Genomic DNA, 19038 nt, shown 5'->3' with positions numbered 1-19038 from the left:
TTGACGGGCTGAGAGACCTCGCTACGCGGGGGCCTCGTCGGCCCGACGGGCCGGCAGCGCGGCGCGGGCGAGCCCCGCCGCGTCGTGCTCCTCCTCGGCGAGGACGAACGACGCCGCGAGCTGCTCCGCGGCGAGACTGGCGTAGAGCCCTCCCGCCGCGAGCAGCTCGGCGTGGGTGCCGGATTCGACGATGCGACCGGCATCCACCACGTGGATCTGATCCGCGCCGATCACCGTGGACAGGCGGTGTGCGATGGACAGGGTCGTGCGGCCGTGGGACGCCGTCTCGAGAGCCTCCTGCACGATGCGCTCGGACACCGTGTCGAGGGCGCTCGTCGCTTCGTCCAGCAGCAGGACCGGCGGGTCCTTCAACAGCACCCGCGCGATCGCGATGCGCTGCTTCTCCCCACCCGACAGACGGTATCCGCGTTCGCCCACCACGGTGTCGTACCCCGCCTCGAATCCCGCGATCACGTGGTGGATGTTCGCCGCGCGGCACGCGGCCTCGATCTCGTCGTCGGTCGCCTCGGGCCGGGCGTAGCGCAGGTTCTCGCGCACGGTGGCGTGGAAGAGGTACGTCTCCTGCGAGACGATGCCGATCTCGTCGATGATCGAGGCCTGCTCCAGCGTCCGCACGTCCGCCCCGGAGAACAGGACCGCACCACCGCTCGCCTCGTACATGCGCGGCGTGAGATACAGGATCGTCGTCTTGCCCGCACCGGACGGCCCGACGAAGGCGATGTGCTGCCCGGGCTCGACGGTGAAAGAAACGCCGTCGAGCGTCGGACGCGTGTGCGCGGGGGCGTCGGGGTAACGGAACTCGACGTCGCGGAACTCGATGCGGCCGACGGGGCCCGGGGCGGCCCACACCGGAAGCGCGTCGGGCGCATCGACGATGGCGGGACGCAGGTCGAGGTATTCGAAGATGCGCGCGAACAGCGCCGACGAGGTCTGCACGTCGAGCGCCACGCGCATGAGACCCATCAGGGGCATCAGCAGACGCGCCTGGACGGTGGTGAACGCGACGATCGTGCCGGCGGTGATGGCCCCCGTGCCGCCGGCGATGAGGAACCCCGCCACGAGATAGATGACCGCGGGCACGCTCGACATGATGACCTGCACCACCGCGAAGAAGCCCTGGCCGCTCATCGCCCGGCGCACCTGCAGGTGCACCTGCTTGTCGTTCTCGGCGTCGAAGCGCGCCGACTCGGTGCGCTGACGATTGAAGGACTTCGAGAGCAGGATGCCGGACACGCTCAGGGTCTCCTGCGTGATCGCCGACAGCTCGGACAGGGACTCCTGCGTCTCCCCCGCGATGCGCGCGCGCACCTGGCCGACGCGTCGCTGCACGAAGATGAGGAACGGCATGAGCGCGACGGCGATCAGCGTCAGGCGCCAGTCGATGAGGATCATGGCCACGAGGGAGGCGATGACCGTCACCGCGTTGCCGAGGATGCTGGTGACCGTGTTCGTGAGGACCCCCGACACGCCCCCGACGTCGTTCTGCAGTCGCGACTGGATGACGCCCGTCTTGGTTCGCGTGAAGAATCCCAGTTCCATCGCCTGGAGATGTTCGAACAGCCGGGTGCGCAGATCGCCCGTCACGCGGTTGCCGACGGTGGCGGTGAACCACGTCTGACCGACGTTGAGCGCAGCCGAGAAGAGGAAGAGCACGATCATGACGCTCGCGAGGATCGCGAGCAGTCGCAGATCGGGGGCCGATCCGTCGATCGGGAACAACGCGTCGTCGAAGATCCGCTGAACCAGGAGGGGCGGGATCACCCCGATCGCCGAGGCGAGGATCACGAGAAGGACGGTGATCGCGATCCGTCCCCGGTACGGCCGGAAGAGCTCGACGACCCTTTGACCGAGGTTCGCGACGCGCGGGGCCTGGGCGTTACGACGACGTTGTTCGGCGGCATCGACACCGCGGAACATGCTTCCGCCAACTCCACCTGGGCCCATGCGGGCCAGCCTACGTCCGCCCACGGACACCGGCGCCCCGCGGCCGCACCGACTAAACTGGCGGTCCTGCTCCCCGGCATCCGTTCCACGAATTCTTCTCGACGGTGGAATATCTCCGCGGCACACGTCGTTCGGTTGGATGCACGTCGCCGTTCTGGCGCCACGAAGCCCCCCGCACGCAAAGGACCTCGTCATGGCCGCCACCGGCACCATCGCCTCCCCGCCCGCCACCTCCGGCGTCACGTCCGCGCAGAGTCGCGTGATCTGGCTGCTGCTGACGGCCGCCTTCGTGGCGATGCTGAACGAGACGACGATGAACGTCGCGATCCCGTTCCTCATCCGCGACCTCGACATCACCGCCGTCTCCGCCCAGTGGCTCACCACGGCTTTCATGCTGACGATGGCGGTGGTGATCCCGATCACGGGGTTCCTCCTGCAGCGGTTCACCACGCGCCAGGTCTTCATCACCGCGATGACGCTGTTCTCGACCGGAACCCTCGTGGCCTTCCTGTCGCCGGGCTTCGAGCTCCTCGTGGTCGCGCGCGTCATCCAGGCGTCGGGCACCGCGATCATGATGCCGCTGCTGATGACGACGATCATGACCATCGTGCCGCCGCAGCACCGCGGCCGGATGATGGGCCGCGTCAGCATCGTCATGGCGCTCGCCCCGGCGATCGGGCCGACGATGTCGGGTCTGATCCTGCAGTCCCTCGGCTGGCACTGGATCTTCGGCATCGTCCTGCCCATCGCCCTCGTGTCGCTGTTCGTCGGCGCGCGGTGGATCCACAACCTCGGGGAGACGCGCACCGCGCCGATCGACGTGGCATCCGTGATCCTCTCGGCCCTCGGCTTCGGCGGCCTGGTCTTCGGTCTCAGCCAGATCGGCGGCGGACACGGCGGTGACCCGGATGCCGCCTCGACCTCGCTCGTGACCCTGATCGCGGCCCTGACGATCGGTGTGGTCGGCCTGGGCGCCTTCATCTGGCGCCAGATCCGCCTCCAGCGCACGGACTCCGCCCTGCTCGACCTGCGCGTGTTCCGCTCGCGCGCCTTCACGCTGACCGTCGCGCAGCTGGGCGTGATGTCGCTCGCATTCTTCGGCGCGATCACCCTGCTGCCGCTCTACCTGCAGACGGTGCTCGGCAAGAGCCCCCTCGAGACCGGGCTCGCCGTCCTGCCGGGTTCGCTCGTCATGGGCCTCGCCGGCCCCGTCATCGGGCGAATCTACGACCGCTTCGGCACGCAGGTGCTCCTCGTACCCGGTGCCGTGATCGTCAGCGGCACGCTGTGGTTCTACACGACGGTCGGAACCCAGACGCCGTTCGCGCTCCTGATCGTCGTGCAGACCGTCATGATGATCGGTCTCGCGCTCTCGTTCACGCCGCTGTTCACCGCGTCGCTCGGCTCCCTCGAGCCGCGCTTCTACTCGTACGGCTCGGCTGTCGTGGGTACGGTCCAGCAGGTCGCGGGAGCGGCGGGCATCGCGCTGCTCATCACGGTGATGTCGTCCGTGTCGGCCGCGACCGGGCAGGGAGTGGAGGCGGATGCCGCGGGCACACGCACCGCGTTCCTCATCGCCGCGATCATCTCGCTGCCGCTGATCGTGGGAGCGTTCGTCATCCGCAAGCCCGCGGATCAGATCGAGGGCACCGTCCCGCTCGCGCACTGAGACGAGTGCGGGACGGAGGGCGGATCAGAGCGAGCAGGAACCGCCGCCGCAGCACTGCGACGCGGGGCGAGACGACTCCTTCGCCTCGTCGCCGGGAGCGTTCAGCAGAGTGAGAACGGGCTTCGAGGCGGACGTCGTGTCAGACGTGGTGTCACCGGACATGCGCTCCATGCTACGCCTGCGCGCGCACGACCGGGCCGCGCGGTAACGCCGGCCCCCGGCATCCGCAACCCCCGTTCCGGAGAAGCCCTCGATTCTTACCGTGGGGTGACCCCCGATCGAGAAAGAGAGAGTCGAACCATGACCGATCTCAGCGGCAAGCGCATCGCCTTCCTGCTCACCGATGGCTTCGAAGACAGCGAGCTCACGAGTCCGTGGCAGGCCGTGACCTCGGCGGGAGCCGAGGCCGTCCTGGTGTCGCCGAGTGAGGGCACCGTGACCGGCGAGAAGGGTCACGAGCAGAAGGTCGACCTCGCGGTCGGCTCGGCCTCCGCCGACGACTTCGACGCCCTCGTCCTTCCGGGTGGCGTGCAGAATGCGGACGACATCCGCATCGTGACGGATGCCGTGTCCTTCACCCGCGACTTCTTCGAGCAGCACAAGACCGTGGCCGTCATCTGCCACGGCGGGTGGATCCTCACCGAGGCCGACGTGCTCAAGGGCCGGACGCTCACGAGCTACCCGACCCTGCAGACCGACCTGCGCAACGCGGGTGCGACGTGGGTCGACGAAGAGGTCCACGTCGACCAGGGCCTGGTCTCGAGCCGCAACCCCGACGACCTCCCCGCGTTCAACGCCAAGCTCGTGGAGGAAGTCGCCGAGGGCCGGCACTCCGGCCAGACCGCCTGACGTTCTCCCCGGACGACGGCCCCGCACCAGCTCGGTGCGGGGCCGTCGTGTTCACGTCGTGCCGTCGGGAAGAACTTGACAGGACGGACACCACTGGCCGGCACCCTTCGTGCCCGGGATGTCCTCGATGACGCCATCCCCCTCGGGACAGGGCTCGCCCGCACGTCCGTGCACACGCATCGACGCGACCTTCGCGGCTTTCTGCTCCGCGATCGGCACTCCGCGCCGCGCGATGACCGCGGCCGTGAGCGTGTCGTGCAGCGCGAGGTGCAGCCGCGTGACGTCGTCCTCGCTCAACGACGACGCGTGCGCGGTCGGTGAGAGGCGCGCGGCGTACAGGATCTCGTCCGAGTAGGCGTTGCCGATTCCCGCGAGCGTCTCCTGCTCCTGAAGCAGCGCCTTGAGCTGCTTGCGTCGGCCGCCGAGGGCCTCCGCGAGCATCTCCCGCGAGTAGCCCGGGTCGACGGCATCCGGTCCGAGCTTCGCCACCGCCGGCACGTCTTGGGGCGCATCGACGACGTGCAGTTGCACGGACAGCCACTCGCCGGCATCGGTGATGCCCAGGATGCCGTTGTCGAGAACGACGCGGGCGATCTCGGGCGCGGGCGAATCGACGTCCGCCTCTCCGGTGTCTCGCCAGGTCGCCCACCCGGCGCGGCCGAAGCCGATCCCCAGGTGGACGCCCTCCAGGTCGAGGTCGAGATGCTTCCCGTGGCGCGTGGCGCCGGTGACTCTCCGACCGATCAGCTCGGTGAGCGGCCGCGCCCGCGTCTTCAGCGCGCGCCCCTCCAGAAGGTCGACCTCGCGGACGGTGTGACCGCCGAGGCGCTCACGCAGGAACAGCGTGAGCGCCTCGACCTCGGGTGCCTCGGGCATGAGGACGCCGATCAGACCCCGGTCTCGGGCGCGGCCGGGGGCGTGGTCGGGGCAGGGTACGACGGCGCCGCGGCCGGGGCCTTCTCCCCCGAGCGCTGCGCGGTCACGAACGCATCCGCGACCGCGCGACCCTGGATGATCTGCGTCAGGTCGATTCCGGTCGCGGCCTTCACGGCCTCGAACGACGAACGCAGGCCCGTCGCCGACTCGGTCGCGAGGTGGCCGCTGGCTCCCTCGCCGCCGAGCACGGTGATGTTGCCGACGCGGTCGTATCCCTTGGCGAACTCCGCCATCATCGGCACGAGCGACTCGAGAGCACGCTGCGCGAGCAGAGCCTCCTGGTTGTGCGAGAGGGCTTCGGCCTCGGCGCGGATCGCCTCGGCGCGTGCCTCACCGGCGAGGCGCACGGCCTGGGCGTCGGCCTCGGCGCGCACGCGCACGGCGGCGGCTTCCTGCTCGGCCATCTGCGCACGGGCCTCAGCGGCCTTGATCTGCGCGTACGCCTCGGCGTCGGCGGCCTTCTGACGCTGGTACAGGTCGGCGTCGGCGACACGGGCGACCTCGGACTCGAGGCGAGCCTGCGTGTTCTGCGCTTCCTGCTGCAGCACGGCCTGGCGACGCTCGGCGCGCGTGAGCGCCTCGGCCTGCTCGGCTTCGGCGTTGGCGCGACCGACCTCGGCCTTGGCCGCGGCGCTGTTCTTGTCGAGCTTCGTCTGCTCGATGAGGTTCGCCTCGTCCGTGGCGATCTGGCGCGCGCGGATCTCGCGGACCGCGTTGATGCGCGCGACCTCGGCCTCGCGCTTCACGCGCTCGACCTCGGTGGCGCCGAGCGCCGAGATGTACCCGTTGCTGTCGGTGACGCCCTGGATCTGGAACGAATCGAGGATCAGCCCCTGCGACGACAGGTCGCCCTTGATCCCCTCGGCGATCTGGTCCGACAGACGCTGACGGTCGCGCATGAGCTCTTCGACGGTCAGCGTCGCGACGACTCCGCGGAGCGCACCCTCGAGCTGCTCGGTGGTGAACTGCTCGATGGCCTTGTCCTGCGACGCGAAACGCTCGGCCGCGCGACGCACCTGTTCGGGGTCGGAGCCGATCTTCACCAGCGCGACACCGCTGACGTTCACGGTGACGCCGTTGGACGACTGCGCGGTCGGCTCCATCTTGATCTGACGAGCGCGCAGCGAGATCATCTCGCCGCGCTGCGTGAGCGGGTTGACGATCGCTCCGCCGCCGGTGATGACGGTGATGCGCGAGGACTCACCGTCCGCGCTTCTTTGACGCTTACCGACGATGACCAGGGCTTCATCGGCCTTGGCGACGCGGTACCAGCCGCGGATCAAGCCCGCGACGATGAGGAAGACGACGATGACGACGACGAGTGCAATGACCACGACGATGCCGATCGCCCCCAGAGCAGCAAATTCCATGGTTCTCCTTCGACAGGCACCGCGCGAAGCGGTACGGGGGAATTCCCTCCAACCTATCGGCCGACTCGGAGCCGGTGTCCACCCCCTTACGGGGGAGAAACCGTCACGGGACGCTCGGTCGGGGCGTACCGTTAAGAGGAAGGCGGCCCGAACCGCCTCCGGAAGGGTCCCCCATGAAGATCGTGTCCTCCTCCGACTGGAGGGATGCCATCGCCTTCGACGTCCCGGTCCTCGTCGCCGATGTGGTTCCCGGTGAGCCCACGCGCTGTGTGGCGTGCGGCACGGACGGCGCGCTGATCGAGCGCACCGAGCTCTGGGCGGTCAAGCACCGCCACCCCAAGCACCACGGTGGTTTCGTGCGGTTCTACTGCGAGGCGCACAAGCCCGCGGTCGCTCCCCCGCCGCCCGCACCCGTCGAGATGAAGCGTGCGCGCAGCGCCGCACCCCGGGCCGAGCGTCGCCCCAGCACTCCCAAGGCCGTCGCGGTCACCGACCGCCCGATGCGGACGATGTGCCCCGACTGCTTCGTCGAGGTGTCGGCGGCCGGCGACTGCGGCATGTGCGGCGCCCAGGTCGTCTGACGCACACGACGAAACCGCCCCGTCGCGCGAGCGGCGGGGCGGTTTCCGTGAGGACGCGACTCAGCGCGCCGAGATGGTCCATCCGGCCTCGTGCGACGCGCCCGGGGCGAGAGCGATCACCCCGGTGTCGTAGTCGTAGGCGTCGTCGTTGAAGGCATCGGGCGCGCACGTCATCGGTTCGACGGCGAGTCCCGCGCGGTGTCCCGGGGTGCCGGGTCCCGCGGGCAGATCCGCCGTGTGGATCTGCACCCACGGGCAGGACTCGTCCCACGACATCGCCACGCCCGTGCCCGACGGATCGGTGAGGGTGACGGTCGCGCGGGAGTCGGCATCCCGGATCAAACCCGTGTAGGCGTGGTCGATCTCGACCGCACCCAGCGTGCGCGGGGCACGGAAGTCGAAGCGCTCCGCGTCGACGGTCACGGATGCCAGCGCCACCGGCGCAAGGCGGTCCGGCGTCACCTCCAGCACGGTGTCCGCGGGAAGCTCGAGCGTCCACTCGTCGAGCGTCGCGGGACCCGCGACGAGGTAGGGGTGCGGACCGGTGCCCCACGGGGCGGGCGCGTCGGAGAGGTTCGTCGCCCGGACCGTCTGCGTCAGGCCGTCGGCATCCAGTCGGTACGTGGTGGACACGACGAGCCACCAGGGGTATCCGGACTGTGCGGGAACGGTCGCCGTCAGGGTGACGGCGTCATCCGAGGCGTCGAGGATGTTCCAGTTCGTCCACGAGAGGAGCCCGTGCAGCGCGTGGGCACGGTTGGGCTCGGTGAGAGCCAGCTGGTGCTCCTCACCACCGAAACGATGGATGCCATCGACCACGCGATTGGGCCAGGGGGCGAGCGTCGTCCCGCGGTAGGCGGGGCGCAGTTCGTCTTCGGCGAAGGGAACGACGAGGTCGCGCGCCTCGAACGTCAGAGAGCGCAGGGAGGCGCCGACGCTGGCGATCGCGGCTTCGTAGCCGTGGGCGCGCAGGACGACGGGGGTACCCGAGACCGGCGTGGGGGTCTCGGTGGGAACAGCATCGGTCATGCCGCCATTATCGCGGGGAAAACGACGAATGCCCCGACCGAGGCGGTCGGGGCATTCGGGGAGGGCGACTTACTTGAAGGCGTCCTTGACGTTCTCGCCGGCCTTCTTGACGTTGGCCTTGCTCTGCTCGGCCTGGCCCTCGGCTTCGAGCCGCTCGTTGTCCGTGGCCTTGCCCCAGGCTTCCTTCGCCTTGCCGGTGAGGTCTTCAGCGGCGTTCTTGATCTTGTCGTCGAGTCCCATGTCGGCTCCTCCCGCGTCATTCTCGGGTCTTTCCCGATGAGGCCACGCTATGTCGTTCGATGTCCCGCATGAGGGGGGTTGAATTTCCGAATCGAGTGAGGAAGACACGTCGTCGCACCGCTAAGTTCGAAAGCGTGCGCCCCTCCCGAACCGCTCTCGCCGGTGGCATCGCGCTGCTCGGCCTGACGTTCGCGCTCGGCTCCTGCAGCTCCGCCTCGAGTTCGCTGGGCCTGGCCGACATGGCGACGGTGCCGACCGCATCCGCCCAGACGCTTCCCCCCGTGGAGGTCGTCTCCGCCGCGTCGGTGATCGTGCTCGCGCTCGATCAGGCGACGGTCGAGGGCGGCACCGCGCAGGATCCCCTCGTCTACGGCGCGAGCGCGGTGGACGACTGGCGCTCCGCGCTCGGGGCCGACCCGACGAGCTCGAACGTCCTCGCCCCGACCGGGTGGGACACCGGCGTCATCGCCCACGAATGGCCCGGGTTGCGGCTGCTCACGCCGCCCGACGGTCCCGGGTGGCTGTCGGTCACCGCGGCCGAGGTCAACGGCCATCCCGTCCGTACCGCGCAGGGCATCGGAGTGGGTTCCACCCGGGCCGAGGCCCTGGCGGCCGGCGCCGTCGCCGGATACGGCGACGAGCTGCGGCTCGACGTCCACGACGTGCCGGGAACCTCGTCGTTGCAGAACGTGGGAAGCGTCGGCAAGAAGTTCATCTCGCTCGGGATGAGCGGCGACATCGTGGCATCCGTGAACGTTCCGGCCGACGATTTCAGCGACCTGTGAGCGACGTCCATCCCTTCGGCGATCTCCTCGAGGGCGAACAGAGCGAGGAACGCCCGAGCGGACGCGGCGGGCGTGTCGTCCTGATCGTGTTCCTCGTCCTCCTGCTTCTCTTCTTCGGCGGGGGCGGCGGCTACGTGTGGTGGGCCTCCGCGGCACCCGTCGGACCGCCCACCGTCACGTCGTATGCGCCGAGCATCTCCCCGGGAGCCGCCGCGTCGGTCGCGCTGCCGAGCTCGGGCTCGATGCTGGTGACGGTTCAGGGCGGAGGGACGTACCTCGGCGCGGATCCGGTGACCTGGTCCTCGGGTGGCGACGACGCGCGCCCCATCGCCAGCATCTCGAAGCTCGTCACGGCGCTGGTGGTGCTCGACGCGCACCCCCTGGCCGATGCGAACGATCCCGGTCCGACGATCGCCTTCGCGGAGGCCGACACCGACCTGTACGACCAGTTCTATGTCCGCGGGGCGACGATCGCGCGCATGCCCGACGGCGCGAAGCTGTCGCTGCACGACGCGCTCGCCACGATGCTGCTGCCCTCCGCGAGCAACTACGCCGTCGCGGTCGCCCGCTGGGCCTTCGGCTCGGAGGGGGCCTACGTCGACGCCGCGAGGTCGTGGCTCACCAAGAACGGTCTGAACGCGACCCGGATCGTGGATGCCACCGGCATCGACGACCGCAACACCAGCACGCCGAGCGATCTCGTCGCTCTCGGCACGCTCGCCGCGGCCAATCCCGCGATCGCCGCCATCGCGGCCACTCCGTGGGTCAACCTGCCCGCGGGGCCTGGGAACATCGAGAACACGAACGTCCTTCTCGGGACCTCCGGGATCACGGGCTTGAAGACGGGGAACCTCGGCGACGGCACCTTCAATCTGCTGTTCACCTCGGTGCTCGACGTCGGCATCGGCGCGCCGCTGCACGTCCTCGGAATCCGCCTCGGCGGTGAAACCCGAGCGAGCGCGAATCAGGATGTCGTCGTGCTTCTCGAGAGCATCCGTGACGGCTTCCACACCATCCAGGTGGGGACCAGCGGCGCGGAGATCGGGAAGATCACGACCCCGTGGGGGTCCAGCGCGAAGGTCGTCGTCGGTCAGAACGCCTCGATCATGACGTGGTCCGACACCGCGGTGACCACGCATCTCGACACGACGACCCCCGAGAAGTACGCCGACGGTGAGAAGGTCGGCACGATCACCTGGACCGCCGGCCCGAACACCGCCTCCTCCGACGTGATGATCGCGGGCGAGATCGAGGAACCGACGCTGTGGTGGCGGTTGACCCACCCCACCGAACTCGGCGGCTGACGCGCAGGACTACCCGCGCGGCGCGACCGTCGTCGGCGCGTAACCCGCGAAGCCGTCGATGCGCTGCTGGGCGAGGGTCGTCCCGAGCTCCTGACGTGCTCCCGGATAGACCCAGTAGAAGTGCAACGCGGCGTACGTCGCCTGGGGCGCGGCATCCAGAACGAAAGGGGCGATGCTCCACGAACCGAGCACGCCCTCCGTGCCGTCGCCCGTGTCCCGCTCGATGCGCAGCACCGGTGTCTTGATCAGACGCGCCTGCGAGACCCCCGTCGAGTTGGTCGTCGTGGCCCAGATGCCCGTGACCTCGTCCCACGGGATGTTCACCGCGACGCCCTGGTAGCGCACGGCGATGCCGCTGCGCCCGACCGCGATGCACTGGCGGTTGCCCCACGACGAACGGCTGCGCGAGGCCGCGATGAGGTTGAGCAGCACCAGCACCGCGAACAGGCCCAGGATGCCGAACAGCACGGCGATGATGTACGGCATCGGGCCCTGCATCGACGGCGTGGTTCCCGCCTGAGTGAGCACGCCCCACACGATCCAGCCGCACATGAGCGTGATGAGGGCGAACGCAATCGTGAGGATGAGCGGCGGCCGACGCAGCGGCGCGACGTGCAGCCACTCGTCGGGTGCCCGCTCGAAGGTGCGGTTGAACATCTCGGCAGGCAGGAGCTGCAGGCGCTTGCGGGAGGCGAAGGGCGTCGCCCACCCGGGAGGGATGAAAGCCGTGCGAGGGTTGGGCGCGTTCACGGCCGCCAGTTTACGAAACGACCGGGACATCCGGGGAGGCTGGACAACGCCGTCCACCGCGTCCAGACTCGCTCGCCCTCGTACGCTGGAGCCATGGCACACCTCTCCCCCGCGCAGCTGGACCGCGCCGTCGGAACCGTGATCGTCTCCGCGGCCGGCGACGCCCTCGGCTCGGCGTACGAGTTCGGCCCCGCGCTCTCCGACGACATGGTGCCCGCCTTCGGCCGCGGCCACTTCGGTCACGCGGAGCGCGAATGGACCGACGACACGAGCATGGCCGTCCCGGTGCTCGACGAGCTCGCCGCGGGCCGCCGTCTCACCGACCCCGAAGCCCTCGAGCGCATCGTCGCCGCGTGGCAGGGCTGGGCGCGCACGGCACTCGACGTCGGTGCCCAGACCCGGCACGTGCTCGGCCGCATCCCGTCTCCCCCGACGATGGATGCCATCCGCACCGCCTCGCGCGCGGCCCACGATGAGACGGGTCGCAGCGGCGGCAACGGCTCCCTGATGCGCACCGGCCCCATCGCCCTCGGCTATCTGGATCGTCCGGCGGACGAGCTCACCGCGGCCGCGGCGGCCGTCGCGCAGCTCACGCACTGGGAGGACGACAACATCGACGCGTGCGCGCTCTGGTGCGCGGCGATTCGTCACGGCATCCTGACCGGCGAACTCGAGATGCGCGGCCAGCTCGAGGTCGTCCCGCCGCAGCGCCGTGATCGGTGGGCGGTGCTGATCGACGAGGCCCTGGCTCCCGGCGCGCATCCGCGCGACTTCCGCGAGGCGAACGGCTGGGTCGTGCGCGCCTTCCAGGGCGCCCTGGCCGCCGTCGCCGGCGCGAGCGGACCTTCGGATGCCATCGAGCGAGCCGTCCGCGGCGGTAACGACACCGACACGGTCGCCGCGATCGCCGGCTCCCTCGCCGGTGCGGTCTGGGGTGCCGAGGCGCTACCGGCCTCGCACACGGAGGGGCTGCACGGGTGGCCGGGCATCGACGGTACGGAGCTCGCGCGGCGGGCGCGGGTGGCGGTGGGGACGGCCCAGGGCTGAGTTCAGCCTCCTACGGCGGTGCCCTGGTGAAAGACCAGCCGGGGCTCGCCGTCGGCGCAGCGCCAGAGGGAGGACCGCCGCGAAAGACGGCCGTCATAACTGAGCAGGTAGGTGAGGAGAACGGCGTCCGGTCCCAGCGGCAGCGTCGTCTGTTCGCTGAGATGGACGGGAACGTCTTCTGCGGGCGACACGAGGAGCGCCGCGATCATCTGGTTGCGGTCGTAGGCGCGTCCGGACTGGCCGAACTCCCGGAAGTCCGGCGCGAGCAGGGTGCGCAGCGCTGTCTCGTCATGGCGGACATCGGGGCGCAGGAGGGCGCGTTCGGCAGCCCAGGCTGTGGTGATGGAGAGCGGGGTTGTCGACACAGATCCTCCGTCAGATGATCGGCTCCGGGATCACTGACGGTCCTGAAGGCGCCGCCGCGCCGGACCATTCTCGATCCACCGGGCTCGCCAGAAAGACGCGAAGTTCACTCCGATGGCGACGATCCCCAGAGAAAGCCAAAGCCACCGTATCGGGCCGGCAGAGACGAAAGCCCCGAGCATCGCACTGATCCACACCACGAGGCTCAGCACAGATACCGCCGTCAGCACCCGGATGTCGCTCATGAGCCCACGCTAACGCTGACCGTCCGCGGCGTCACCGGGCTTGTCGAAGACGAGATCCTCGCGTGCGGTTGCTCGCGACCCGGAATGTACGAGCGCAAGCGCCTCAGCTGTTGAAGCGGATCGAATACGGCGCATTTCCTCGAACTGTCTGAAAGTTCATGAACGTACTCCGAACAGGTATTTATAACCGCCTTGGCGCCCGTCGACCTTTGGTGAATCAACTACAATGGCTTGCGGACCTCCGTCAGCACGGCGCGAACCGTGCTCGCGTGCCGCTGCCCGCGCCGGCCATCGCGAGGCCCGCATCCAGGTGGACTGCTCGTCGTCACACAACGACGTGGGGCAACCGGCTGCACTCGCCCAGCTCACCTCCTGAGGTGGGCTCGGGTGCCACGGGTACGACAGTCGCCAGAGCATCGGTACGTTATGAACATGACCGACCGCGACGCGCCCGATCACGCGCGTCCGAGGCGCAGTCCCCTCCCTAAGTGGCTTCTCTGGCCGATCACATTCGGCCTGGCTGTAGCGGGTGCCATCGGCTTCTATAACGACGCCGTGTCAGCGAAGCTCGTCTGGCTGTACTGGGCTGTCGTGATACTGGTCGGGGCGTTCTATGCGATTGCCCTGGTGGTGTACGTGATTCGCTTCGTTCGATGGGGTTGGCGACGATGGAGGGATCTCGCTGCGAAGGCCAAGGCGCATGATGCGCTCGCAGTCGATCTAGAACGATGGGAGAAAGCGGCGGGCGCCGCGACCGCCCGGGCCGAGGATGCCGAGAAGCGGCTGAAGACATGGCACGGCGACACGTTGACAGAGGGGCGGCGGCGCGTGTTGGCCGAAGCCAGGGCTATGTCTCGTGCGGCCACGTTCCGGGAGATTGAGGTCGCCGTTGCGAACGGCGTCCTCGTGATCGGCGCGAAGTGGCAGAGCGAGCGGCCGGCGGTGGATTCCCGGTACGTTCTGCGAAGCACCACTCTCAACCAGGTCAAGGCAGTGCTGGAATGCATCGAGATTCGCGAGAACCATGTGGTCGTGTTCCAGGTCGCATCGGTAGTGACCGATAGCTACAGAGCCGATCTTCTCAGGCGCGCGGGCACGACGGGCAGCACGCTTGCAGATGTCGAGATCACAGCGAGGGCGGACTCCCTAGAGAAGGAAGCGATATGGCCAGAGAGCTGAACGCGAAGGTTGCGCGCGTGATGAGCGCGCTGAGCATCGCAATCAACGTCGGAGAGGACGCTGGAGTTGCGGTCGGAGACAAGGTGGTCAGTTGGCGTTTTGTCGACGTCACCGACCCCGACACTGATGACGTGCTGGGGAGTGTGCGACTCGTGAACCTCCGACTAACTGTCTCTGAAACGTACGAACGGTTCGCGCTCGCCCGCGTCCAGTACGAGACACCCAATTTCTTGTCGGGCCTTTTTCAGCCGAGCAAGGTAATCGCAAGTAGCGAACGCGCGCTCGATGAGAGTGCTGTGGTTCTCGACGTGGGAGATCCGGTGACGGTGTTCATCAGCGACGACCTGCTAGCGCTGACGGCAGACGGGGGCGAGAGCGAGTCCGTCGAGAACGGCGAAAGGGTGAATGAAACCGACCAGCCGACGTAGCGCCGACTCGAATGAGCAGTCAGATGCGTTCCGGCTCAGCTCGTCCTTTTTCGCCTATTTGGTGAGCACGGCCTCATCCACGTGAAAGAGTAAGAGACTTCCGCGGCGTGGGGCGTGCGCTCACTCGATTACGCGGGCCAAGCACCCGGATCCCTCGGCCGGCATCACGCGACTTGGAGGGGTGTGATCGCGGCGATCTGCTCCCCCGCGAGATCTTCGGCACGATCGAGTTCGTAGTAGCTCTGGAGATTGATCCAGAACTCCGCCGAGGTACCGAAGTACCTCGACAATCGAAGCGCGGTGTCCGCGCTGATCCCGCGAGCGCCGTGCACGATCTCGTTGATCCGCCGTGGCGGAACCCCGATGGCGACAGCGAGCTTGTTCTGCGTGATCCCCAGCCCGTTGATGAAGTCCTCCAGAAGAACTTCACCGGGGTGGACCGGGGGAATCTTGTCAGTGATAGTCAACGATCTCCACCTCCTCTGGCCCAGCGTCGGTCCACACGAAGCAGATCCGCCACTGGTCGTTGATCCTGATGCTGTGTTGCCCTGCTCGAGCGCCCTTGAGAGCCTCGAGCCGGTTTCCTGTTGGAACCCGAAGATCGTCCAGAGACTCGGCAGACCCCACCTGACGCAGCTTTCGCAACGCCGTCGAATGGATCCGGGGATCGATCGAGGGCACGCGTTCACGACGCCACAGCCGCTCGGTCTCCTTGGTCCCGAACGACCTGATCACACCATCATGATATAACGCACAACGTTAATAACGCGAGACGTTAACCTCATTGTTCGCTATCTGATCGCACGACCGGCCGTGTGCTCGGCGGGTGCCGACTCGACAACGGCAGGGTCACGGCCGCGACGACACCACACAATGTCGAAGGACGAGTAGGACTCCCTCATCGAGACGAGCTACCTGCTCCGCTCCCCCGAGAACGCCCGTCGCCTCTGAGCGCCCTTGCAAGCGCTCACGACGGCGAGATCGAAGAGCACGACCTCCTCGAGCCGTGAGCGAGCGCAAGCTCGCCTGGACAGCCAAGGGGTGGGACGACTACCTCTACTGGCAGACGCAAGACCGCAGGACTCTGCGCCGCATCAATCAGCTGATCGCCGACATACTCTGCGACGACCCGTTCGAGGGAATCGGCAAGCCCGAAGCTCTCAAGCACGCACTCGCCGGGGCCCGGTCACGCCGCATCGACGAAGCGAATCGCCTCGTCTACATCGCGAGCGACACCCACATCACGATCCTGCAGGCGCGCTACCACTACTAACGCGGCTACAGGCGCTTCATGAGCGCTTGTCTGCTCAGCTTGGTCCGCATGCTCAGCGTGGATCAACTCACCTCCGCGACGCGCATCACGCGCACGAATTCATCTCGCTCGCGCAGCAACGCCGCCTCCTGCCGATGCAGTCGTTCAAGCTCCGACGAAGCCGCGCTCAGACGGTCGTGGGCTCCCCGCTCACTCCCCCACTTCGACGCGAACCGGTCGACAGCATCGGCACGCGCAGTCTCTCGCGCACGCTGCGCTGCAGCCTTCGATGCAGCAGCGTCACGCTTGGCATTTCGGCGCCCGCGGACGATGTAACGAGGTTGTCACTCGATGCCAGCGAGGGCGACGGTCGCGAGCATGCTCACGGAAAGTGCCTGCGTGCATTGCCTTGCTCCTTCACCCTGCACGTCGTAGGCGTGGGCCGCGTGGCTGAGCTGACGCGGAACGTAGAGTTGCGATAGACGGGTTCTCGGCGACTTGCGGCCGTGCGCATGCCGGGGGATCATCGGGCTTCGGGGCGAGCGGGGCTACTGCGACGAGGGCCGATCTCAGGTGGGCGTCACACAACAACCACTGACAACTCCGTCCAATCGACCGACGGGGGACCGGCTTGCGGACGCCGTGGAACGTGATCGAAGCCCTCGGAGCGCAATCTCCCGACGGATCGAGGCTGCCGATAGAGTGCCGGACGCGTCGCCCTCACCTTCGCCGCTCCCTATCGAGACGTTGCCGCCTAGGGCGTGTCTTGTAAATGGCGTAGCCAGGCGATGACGGCGTTGAGGACGACCGCGGCGCGGTAGACGATTGCCAGCTTGTCGTAGCGGGTAGCGAGGCCTCGCCATTGTTTGACTCGGCAGAAGCCGCGTTCGATGACGTTGCGGTTGCGGTAGTCGACCGGGTTGTAGGAGACGGGGCGTCCGCCTCGGGATCCGCGCCGTTTCCGGTGGCCTTGCTGGTCGCGGGGCTCCGGGATCACTGCTTCGATGCCACGGCTGCGAAGGTGGGCGCGGATCGCTCGGGATGAGTACGCCTTGTCGCCGCGCACTCGATCGGGTCGGGTGCGCGGGCGTCCGACCGGCCGGGTGACGCGGAGTTCGGCCAGCAGGGGCAGCAGCATCGGCGAGTCGCCCGCTTGTCCGGGGGTGACCAATGTCACCAAGGGCAGTCCATGACCGTCGACGAGCTGGTGAATCTTCGTGGACAGGCCTCCGCGGGAGCGACCGAAGCCGTGGTCAGGCGGCAAGCCGTGGTCAGGCGGCTCGAGTCGCGGATTCGTGTAATTCGACGAAGCCCCCCGTAACCCGGGAGATGTTCGTCGCGTGCTGGTGGGCGCGCGCAATCGTGGAGTCCACTGACACCGACCAGTCCACCGCGCCAGCGGTGTCCGCAGCGCTGACCAGTCGGTCGAGCACGACGTCCCAGGTGCCATCGGCCGCGAGACGGCGATGCCAAGCCCACACCGTCTGCCACGGCCCGAACGTCCGCGGCAGATCCCGCCAGGCTATCCCGGTCCGGTACCGGTAAACGATGCCCTCGACCATCGTCCGCGCGTCCGCGAACGGACGCCCCTTCCTACCCGTAGGCCCAGGGAGAAGATCAGCGATCAACACGAACTGATCATCCGAGAGCAACACGAAACGCGACACCCTGCCAGCATCTCAGCCAACACACCGACCAATTACAAGACACGCCCTAGCTGTACTGACCCGGATCGTTGTTGACGTAGGAGAAGCCTCCGGTGTCGAGTTGGAGCTGTCTAGTTCTGCAGCTCGAGCACACGGAGGCTTCTCGTGTCCCACGCTAATGCCCGGCTGACTCCTGCCGGCAGGTTGATCATGATCCAACGCATCCAGTCGGGGCGTGCGGTCGCGCATGTCGCGGCAGCGATGGGCATCTCGCGGACGACCGCGTGGCAGTGGTGGCGACGGTTTCGTGAGAACGGGCCAGCGGGTCTCATCGACCGTTCCAGCGTCGCCCGCTCGCATCCCGCCCGGACCGGACCGTGGGTGGAGACCCGCGTGCGGCTCATGCGCGAGCTCACTCGCCGGGGCCCGGTGTTCCTTGCGGCCAAGCTGGGTATGCAGACCTCGACGGTCGGGCGTGTGTTGCGCCGTCACCGGGCGCCGCTGTTGCGGGAACTGAACACCGTCACCGGGACGGTAATCCGCGCGTCGCGCCGCTCGGCGAACCGCTACGAGCACGACTATCCCGGTTCACTCATCCACGTCGACGTGAAGAAACTGGGCCGCATCCCCGATGGCGGCGGATGGCGCGCGCACGGCCGCGGAGCACGCCCCGCACACAAGCGCGGACTCGGGTACGACTACATCCACACCGTCATCGATGACCACTCCCGAGTCGCTTACGCGGAGATCCACGATGACGAGAAGGGCGACACCGCCGCAGGGGTGCTCGAACGCGCGATCGCGTTCTACACGGCCCTCGGCGTCAGGGTCGAACGTGTCATCAGCGACAACGCGTTCGCCCACCGGCACTCGGCCGCTTTCCGCGCCGTGATCGACGCGCACGGCATCACTCAGAAATTCATCCGCCCGCACTGCCCCTGGACCAACGGGAAAGTCGAGCGACTGAACCGCACCCTCGCGACCGAATGGGCCTACGCCCAACCCTTCGCATCTAACAGCGACAGAGCTGCGGCCTTGCCCACATGGCTCGACCACTACAACCTAGACAGGCACCACCTCGGCATCGGAGGCACCCCCATCGACCGAATCAACAACGGTCGAGGTCAGTACACCTAGCACCCCGATTAGGACCGCTAACCGCGCGCCGAGCGTTCTCGCCGTGTACTGGCACGCGGTCGCCGACCACCGGCGCTCGACGAAGGCGAGTGCATCTCAGCAGTTATGCGATCGGAAGCCCGACCCTCTCCCCCCCAAGCCCGCGCGTCTAGCAGCCCTTCGCATGGCCCCAAGCATTCATCGCAGTGCAGGCGTCCCTCTCGCGCGAGCGCACGAGCTTCAGAGTCCAGATCGTCAGTTATTTCGATCTCCCGGAATCGCGC

22 protein-coding genes are annotated in these 19038 nt (G+C 68.0%); 10 read left to right on the top strand and 12 right to left on the bottom strand.

Going from position 1 to position 19038, the window contains the following annotated elements; all coding sequences use genetic code 11:
- Nucleotides 1-21: 21 nt before the first annotated feature.
- On the bottom strand, nt 22-1938 hold the full coding sequence (locus MTES_RS15085; protein ID WP_013586142.1) for an ABC transporter ATP-binding protein: 1917 nt from the start codon (nt 1936-1938) through the stop codon (nt 22-24).
- A gap of 220 nt (nt 1939-2158) precedes the next feature.
- Here MTES_RS15085 and MTES_RS15080 point away from each other — a divergent pair, with 220 nt between their 5' ends.
- Nucleotides 2159-3634, top strand: a complete 1476-nt coding sequence (locus tag MTES_RS15080; protein WP_013586141.1) for an MDR family MFS transporter — start codon at nt 2159-2161, stop codon at nt 3632-3634.
- Between the two features lie 24 nt (nt 3635-3658).
- On the opposite strand, the gene MTES_RS19590 is transcribed toward MTES_RS15080, so the two are convergent.
- Nucleotides 3659-3796 carry a hypothetical protein gene (locus MTES_RS19590; protein WP_158309758.1) on the bottom strand — a complete coding sequence of 46 codons (138 nt, stop codon included), beginning with the start codon at nt 3794-3796 and terminating at the stop codon, nt 3659-3661.
- A gap of 138 nt (nt 3797-3934) precedes the next feature.
- Here MTES_RS19590 and MTES_RS15075 point away from each other — a divergent pair, with 138 nt between their 5' ends.
- Entirely contained in the window at nt 3935-4483 is a 549-nt protein-coding gene (locus tag MTES_RS15075; RefSeq protein ID WP_013586140.1) for a type 1 glutamine amidotransferase domain-containing protein, read from the top strand.
- 51 nt (nt 4484-4534) lie between these two features.
- Here MTES_RS15075 and MTES_RS15070 read toward each other — a convergent pair whose 3' ends face one another.
- Both MTES_RS15070 and MTES_RS15065 read right to left on the bottom strand, forming a co-directional pair.
- On the bottom strand, nt 4535-5359 hold the full coding sequence (locus MTES_RS15070; protein ID WP_013586139.1) for a DNA-formamidopyrimidine glycosylase family protein: 825 nt from the start codon (nt 5357-5359) through the stop codon (nt 4535-4537).
- An 11-nt stretch (nt 5360-5370) separates the two neighbouring features.
- Nucleotides 5371-6789, bottom strand: coding sequence for a flotillin family protein (locus MTES_RS15065; RefSeq protein WP_013586138.1), 1419 nt, complete (start codon nt 6787-6789; stop codon nt 5371-5373).
- 173 nt (nt 6790-6962) lie between these two features.
- Between MTES_RS15065 and MTES_RS15060 the strand changes: the two genes are divergently transcribed.
- Nucleotides 6963-7370 carry a hypothetical protein gene (locus tag MTES_RS15060; protein WP_013586137.1) on the top strand — a complete coding sequence of 136 codons (408 nt, stop codon included), beginning with the start codon at nt 6963-6965 and terminating at the stop codon, nt 7368-7370.
- A gap of 60 nt (nt 7371-7430) precedes the next feature.
- Here the strand turns inward: MTES_RS15060 and MTES_RS15055 are convergent, their stop codons facing one another.
- Together MTES_RS15055 and MTES_RS15050 are read right to left on the bottom strand one after the other, a co-directional pair.
- Nucleotides 7431-8399, bottom strand: a complete 969-nt coding sequence (locus tag MTES_RS15055) for an aldose 1-epimerase family protein (RefSeq protein ID WP_013586136.1) — start codon at nt 8397-8399, stop codon at nt 7431-7433.
- A gap of 69 nt (nt 8400-8468) precedes the next feature.
- On the bottom strand, nt 8469-8639 hold the full coding sequence (locus MTES_RS15050) for a CsbD family protein (RefSeq protein ID WP_013586135.1): 171 nt from the start codon (nt 8637-8639) through the stop codon (nt 8469-8471).
- A 134-nt stretch (nt 8640-8773) separates the two neighbouring features.
- Here MTES_RS15050 and MTES_RS15045 point away from each other — a divergent pair, with 134 nt between their 5' ends.
- Nucleotides 8774-9424: a hypothetical protein gene (locus MTES_RS15045; protein ID WP_013586134.1), complete on the top strand. Its 651-nt coding sequence runs from the start codon at nt 8774-8776 to the stop codon at nt 9422-9424.
- A complete protein-coding gene (locus tag MTES_RS15040) occupies nt 9421-10728 on the top strand; it encodes a D-alanyl-D-alanine carboxypeptidase family protein (protein WP_148272897.1) in 1308 nt (435 codons plus the stop codon). Before MTES_RS15045 ends, MTES_RS15040 begins: the two co-directional genes overlap by 4 nt.
- Before the next feature lie 9 nt (nt 10729-10737).
- Here MTES_RS15040 and MTES_RS15035 read toward each other — a convergent pair whose 3' ends face one another.
- Nucleotides 10738-11478, bottom strand: a complete 741-nt coding sequence (locus tag MTES_RS15035; RefSeq protein WP_013586132.1) for a type IV secretory pathway, VirD4 components — start codon at nt 11476-11478, stop codon at nt 10738-10740.
- Between the two features lie 93 nt (nt 11479-11571).
- On the opposite strand from MTES_RS15035, the gene MTES_RS15030 reads away from it, so the two are divergent.
- The gene (locus MTES_RS15030) at nt 11572-12525 is read left to right on the top strand and encodes an ADP-ribosylglycohydrolase family protein (protein ID WP_013586131.1); all 954 of its coding nucleotides are present in this window, start codon (nt 11572-11574) and stop codon (nt 12523-12525) included.
- Nucleotides 12526-12527: 2 nt separating this feature from the next.
- Here the strand turns inward: MTES_RS15030 and MTES_RS15025 are convergent, their stop codons facing one another.
- Both MTES_RS15025 and MTES_RS15020 read right to left on the bottom strand, forming a co-directional pair.
- On the bottom strand, nt 12528-12890 hold the full coding sequence (locus tag MTES_RS15025) for a DUF4440 domain-containing protein (RefSeq protein WP_013586130.1): 363 nt from the start codon (nt 12888-12890) through the stop codon (nt 12528-12530).
- A 30-nt stretch (nt 12891-12920) separates the two neighbouring features.
- Nucleotides 12921-13133 (bottom strand): hypothetical protein, encoded by a 213-nt coding sequence (locus tag MTES_RS15020; protein ID WP_013586129.1) that lies wholly within the window; start codon nt 13131-13133, stop codon nt 12921-12923.
- Between the two features lie 432 nt (nt 13134-13565).
- On the opposite strand from MTES_RS15020, the gene MTES_RS15015 reads away from it, so the two are divergent.
- Nucleotides 13566-14312: a hypothetical protein gene (locus tag MTES_RS15015; protein WP_148272896.1), complete on the top strand. Its 747-nt coding sequence runs from the start codon at nt 13566-13568 to the stop codon at nt 14310-14312.
- Entirely contained in the window at nt 14297-14740 is a 444-nt protein-coding gene (locus tag MTES_RS15010) for a hypothetical protein (protein WP_013586127.1), read from the top strand. The genes MTES_RS15015 and MTES_RS15010 overlap by 16 nt, the downstream gene beginning before the upstream one ends.
- Before the next feature lie 164 nt (nt 14741-14904).
- On the opposite strand, the gene MTES_RS15005 is transcribed toward MTES_RS15010, so the two are convergent.
- Together MTES_RS15005 and MTES_RS18970 are read right to left on the bottom strand one after the other, a co-directional pair.
- Nucleotides 14905-15207, bottom strand: a complete 303-nt coding sequence (locus MTES_RS15005; protein WP_013586126.1) for a HigA family addiction module antitoxin — start codon at nt 15205-15207, stop codon at nt 14905-14907.
- Nucleotides 15194-15475: a type II toxin-antitoxin system RelE/ParE family toxin gene (locus tag MTES_RS18970; RefSeq protein ID WP_013586125.1), complete on the bottom strand. Its 282-nt coding sequence runs from the start codon at nt 15473-15475 to the stop codon at nt 15194-15196. The genes MTES_RS15005 and MTES_RS18970 overlap by 14 nt, the downstream gene beginning before the upstream one ends.
- A gap of 271 nt (nt 15476-15746) precedes the next feature.
- Here MTES_RS18970 and MTES_RS15000 point away from each other — a divergent pair, with 271 nt between their 5' ends.
- Complete coding sequence (locus MTES_RS15000) at nt 15747-16013, top strand: Txe/YoeB family addiction module toxin (RefSeq protein WP_013586124.1); 267 nt, start codon at nt 15747-15749, stop codon at nt 16011-16013.
- A gap of 733 nt (nt 16014-16746) precedes the next feature.
- Here the strand turns inward: MTES_RS15000 and MTES_RS18965 are convergent.
- Nucleotides 16747-17659 (bottom strand): IS5 family transposase gene (locus MTES_RS18965; RefSeq protein ID WP_099046929.1). Its coding sequence is split into 2 segments (ribosomal slippage): nt 16747-17307 and nt 17309-17659, totalling 912 coding nucleotides; the frame shifts between segments, so codons are not numbered across the junction.
- Between the two features lie 144 nt (nt 17660-17803).
- On the opposite strand from MTES_RS18965, the gene MTES_RS14985 reads away from it, so the two are divergent.
- Nucleotides 17804-18775 (top strand): IS481 family transposase, encoded by a 972-nt coding sequence (locus MTES_RS14985; RefSeq protein WP_013586122.1) that lies wholly within the window; start codon nt 17804-17806, stop codon nt 18773-18775.
- Nucleotides 18776-19038 lie beyond the last annotated feature (263 nt).

The sequence above is a fragment of the Microbacterium testaceum StLB037 genome (assembly GCF_000202635.1).
Lineage (GTDB): Bacteria > Actinomycetota > Actinomycetes > Actinomycetales > Microbacteriaceae > Microbacterium > Microbacterium testaceum_F.
The sequence above is the reverse complement of the archived record's forward strand: the minus strand, read 5'-3'. Positions and strand labels throughout refer to the sequence as shown.

What these genes read in the sequence shown, in the direction of transcription:
- MTES_RS15015 (WP_148272896.1), top strand. Translation starts at nt 13,566, where the DNA reads ATGACCGACCGCGACGCGCCCGATCACGCGCGTCCGAGGCGCAGTCCC.
- MTES_RS15085 (WP_013586142.1), bottom strand. Translation starts at nt 1,938, where the DNA reads ATGTTCCGCGGTGTCGATGCCGCCGAACAACGTCGTCGTAACGCCCAG.
- MTES_RS15050 (WP_013586135.1), bottom strand. Translation starts at nt 8,639, where the DNA reads ATGGGACTCGACGACAAGATCAAGAACGCCGCTGAAGACCTCACCGGC.
- MTES_RS15070 (WP_013586139.1), bottom strand. Translation starts at nt 5,359, where the DNA reads ATGCCCGAGGCACCCGAGGTCGAGGCGCTCACGCTGTTCCTGCGTGAG.
- MTES_RS19590 (WP_158309758.1), bottom strand. Translation starts at nt 3,796, where the DNA reads ATGTCCGGTGACACCACGTCTGACACGACGTCCGCCTCGAAGCCCGTT.
- MTES_RS15020 (WP_013586129.1), bottom strand. Translation starts at nt 13,133, where the DNA reads ATGAGCGACATCCGGGTGCTGACGGCGGTATCTGTGCTGAGCCTCGTG.
- MTES_RS15010 (WP_013586127.1), top strand. Translation starts at nt 14,297, where the DNA reads ATGGCCAGAGAGCTGAACGCGAAGGTTGCGCGCGTGATGAGCGCGCTG.
- MTES_RS15080 (WP_013586141.1), top strand. Translation starts at nt 2,159, where the DNA reads ATGGCCGCCACCGGCACCATCGCCTCCCCGCCCGCCACCTCCGGCGTC.
- MTES_RS15075 (WP_013586140.1), top strand. Translation starts at nt 3,935, where the DNA reads ATGACCGATCTCAGCGGCAAGCGCATCGCCTTCCTGCTCACCGATGGC.
- MTES_RS15065 (WP_013586138.1), bottom strand. Translation starts at nt 6,789, where the DNA reads ATGGAATTTGCTGCTCTGGGGGCGATCGGCATCGTCGTGGTCATTGCA.
- MTES_RS15060 (WP_013586137.1), top strand. Translation starts at nt 6,963, where the DNA reads ATGAAGATCGTGTCCTCCTCCGACTGGAGGGATGCCATCGCCTTCGAC.
- MTES_RS15055 (WP_013586136.1), bottom strand. Translation starts at nt 8,399, where the DNA reads ATGACCGATGCTGTTCCCACCGAGACCCCCACGCCGGTCTCGGGTACC.
- MTES_RS15030 (WP_013586131.1), top strand. Translation starts at nt 11,572, where the DNA reads ATGGCACACCTCTCCCCCGCGCAGCTGGACCGCGCCGTCGGAACCGTG.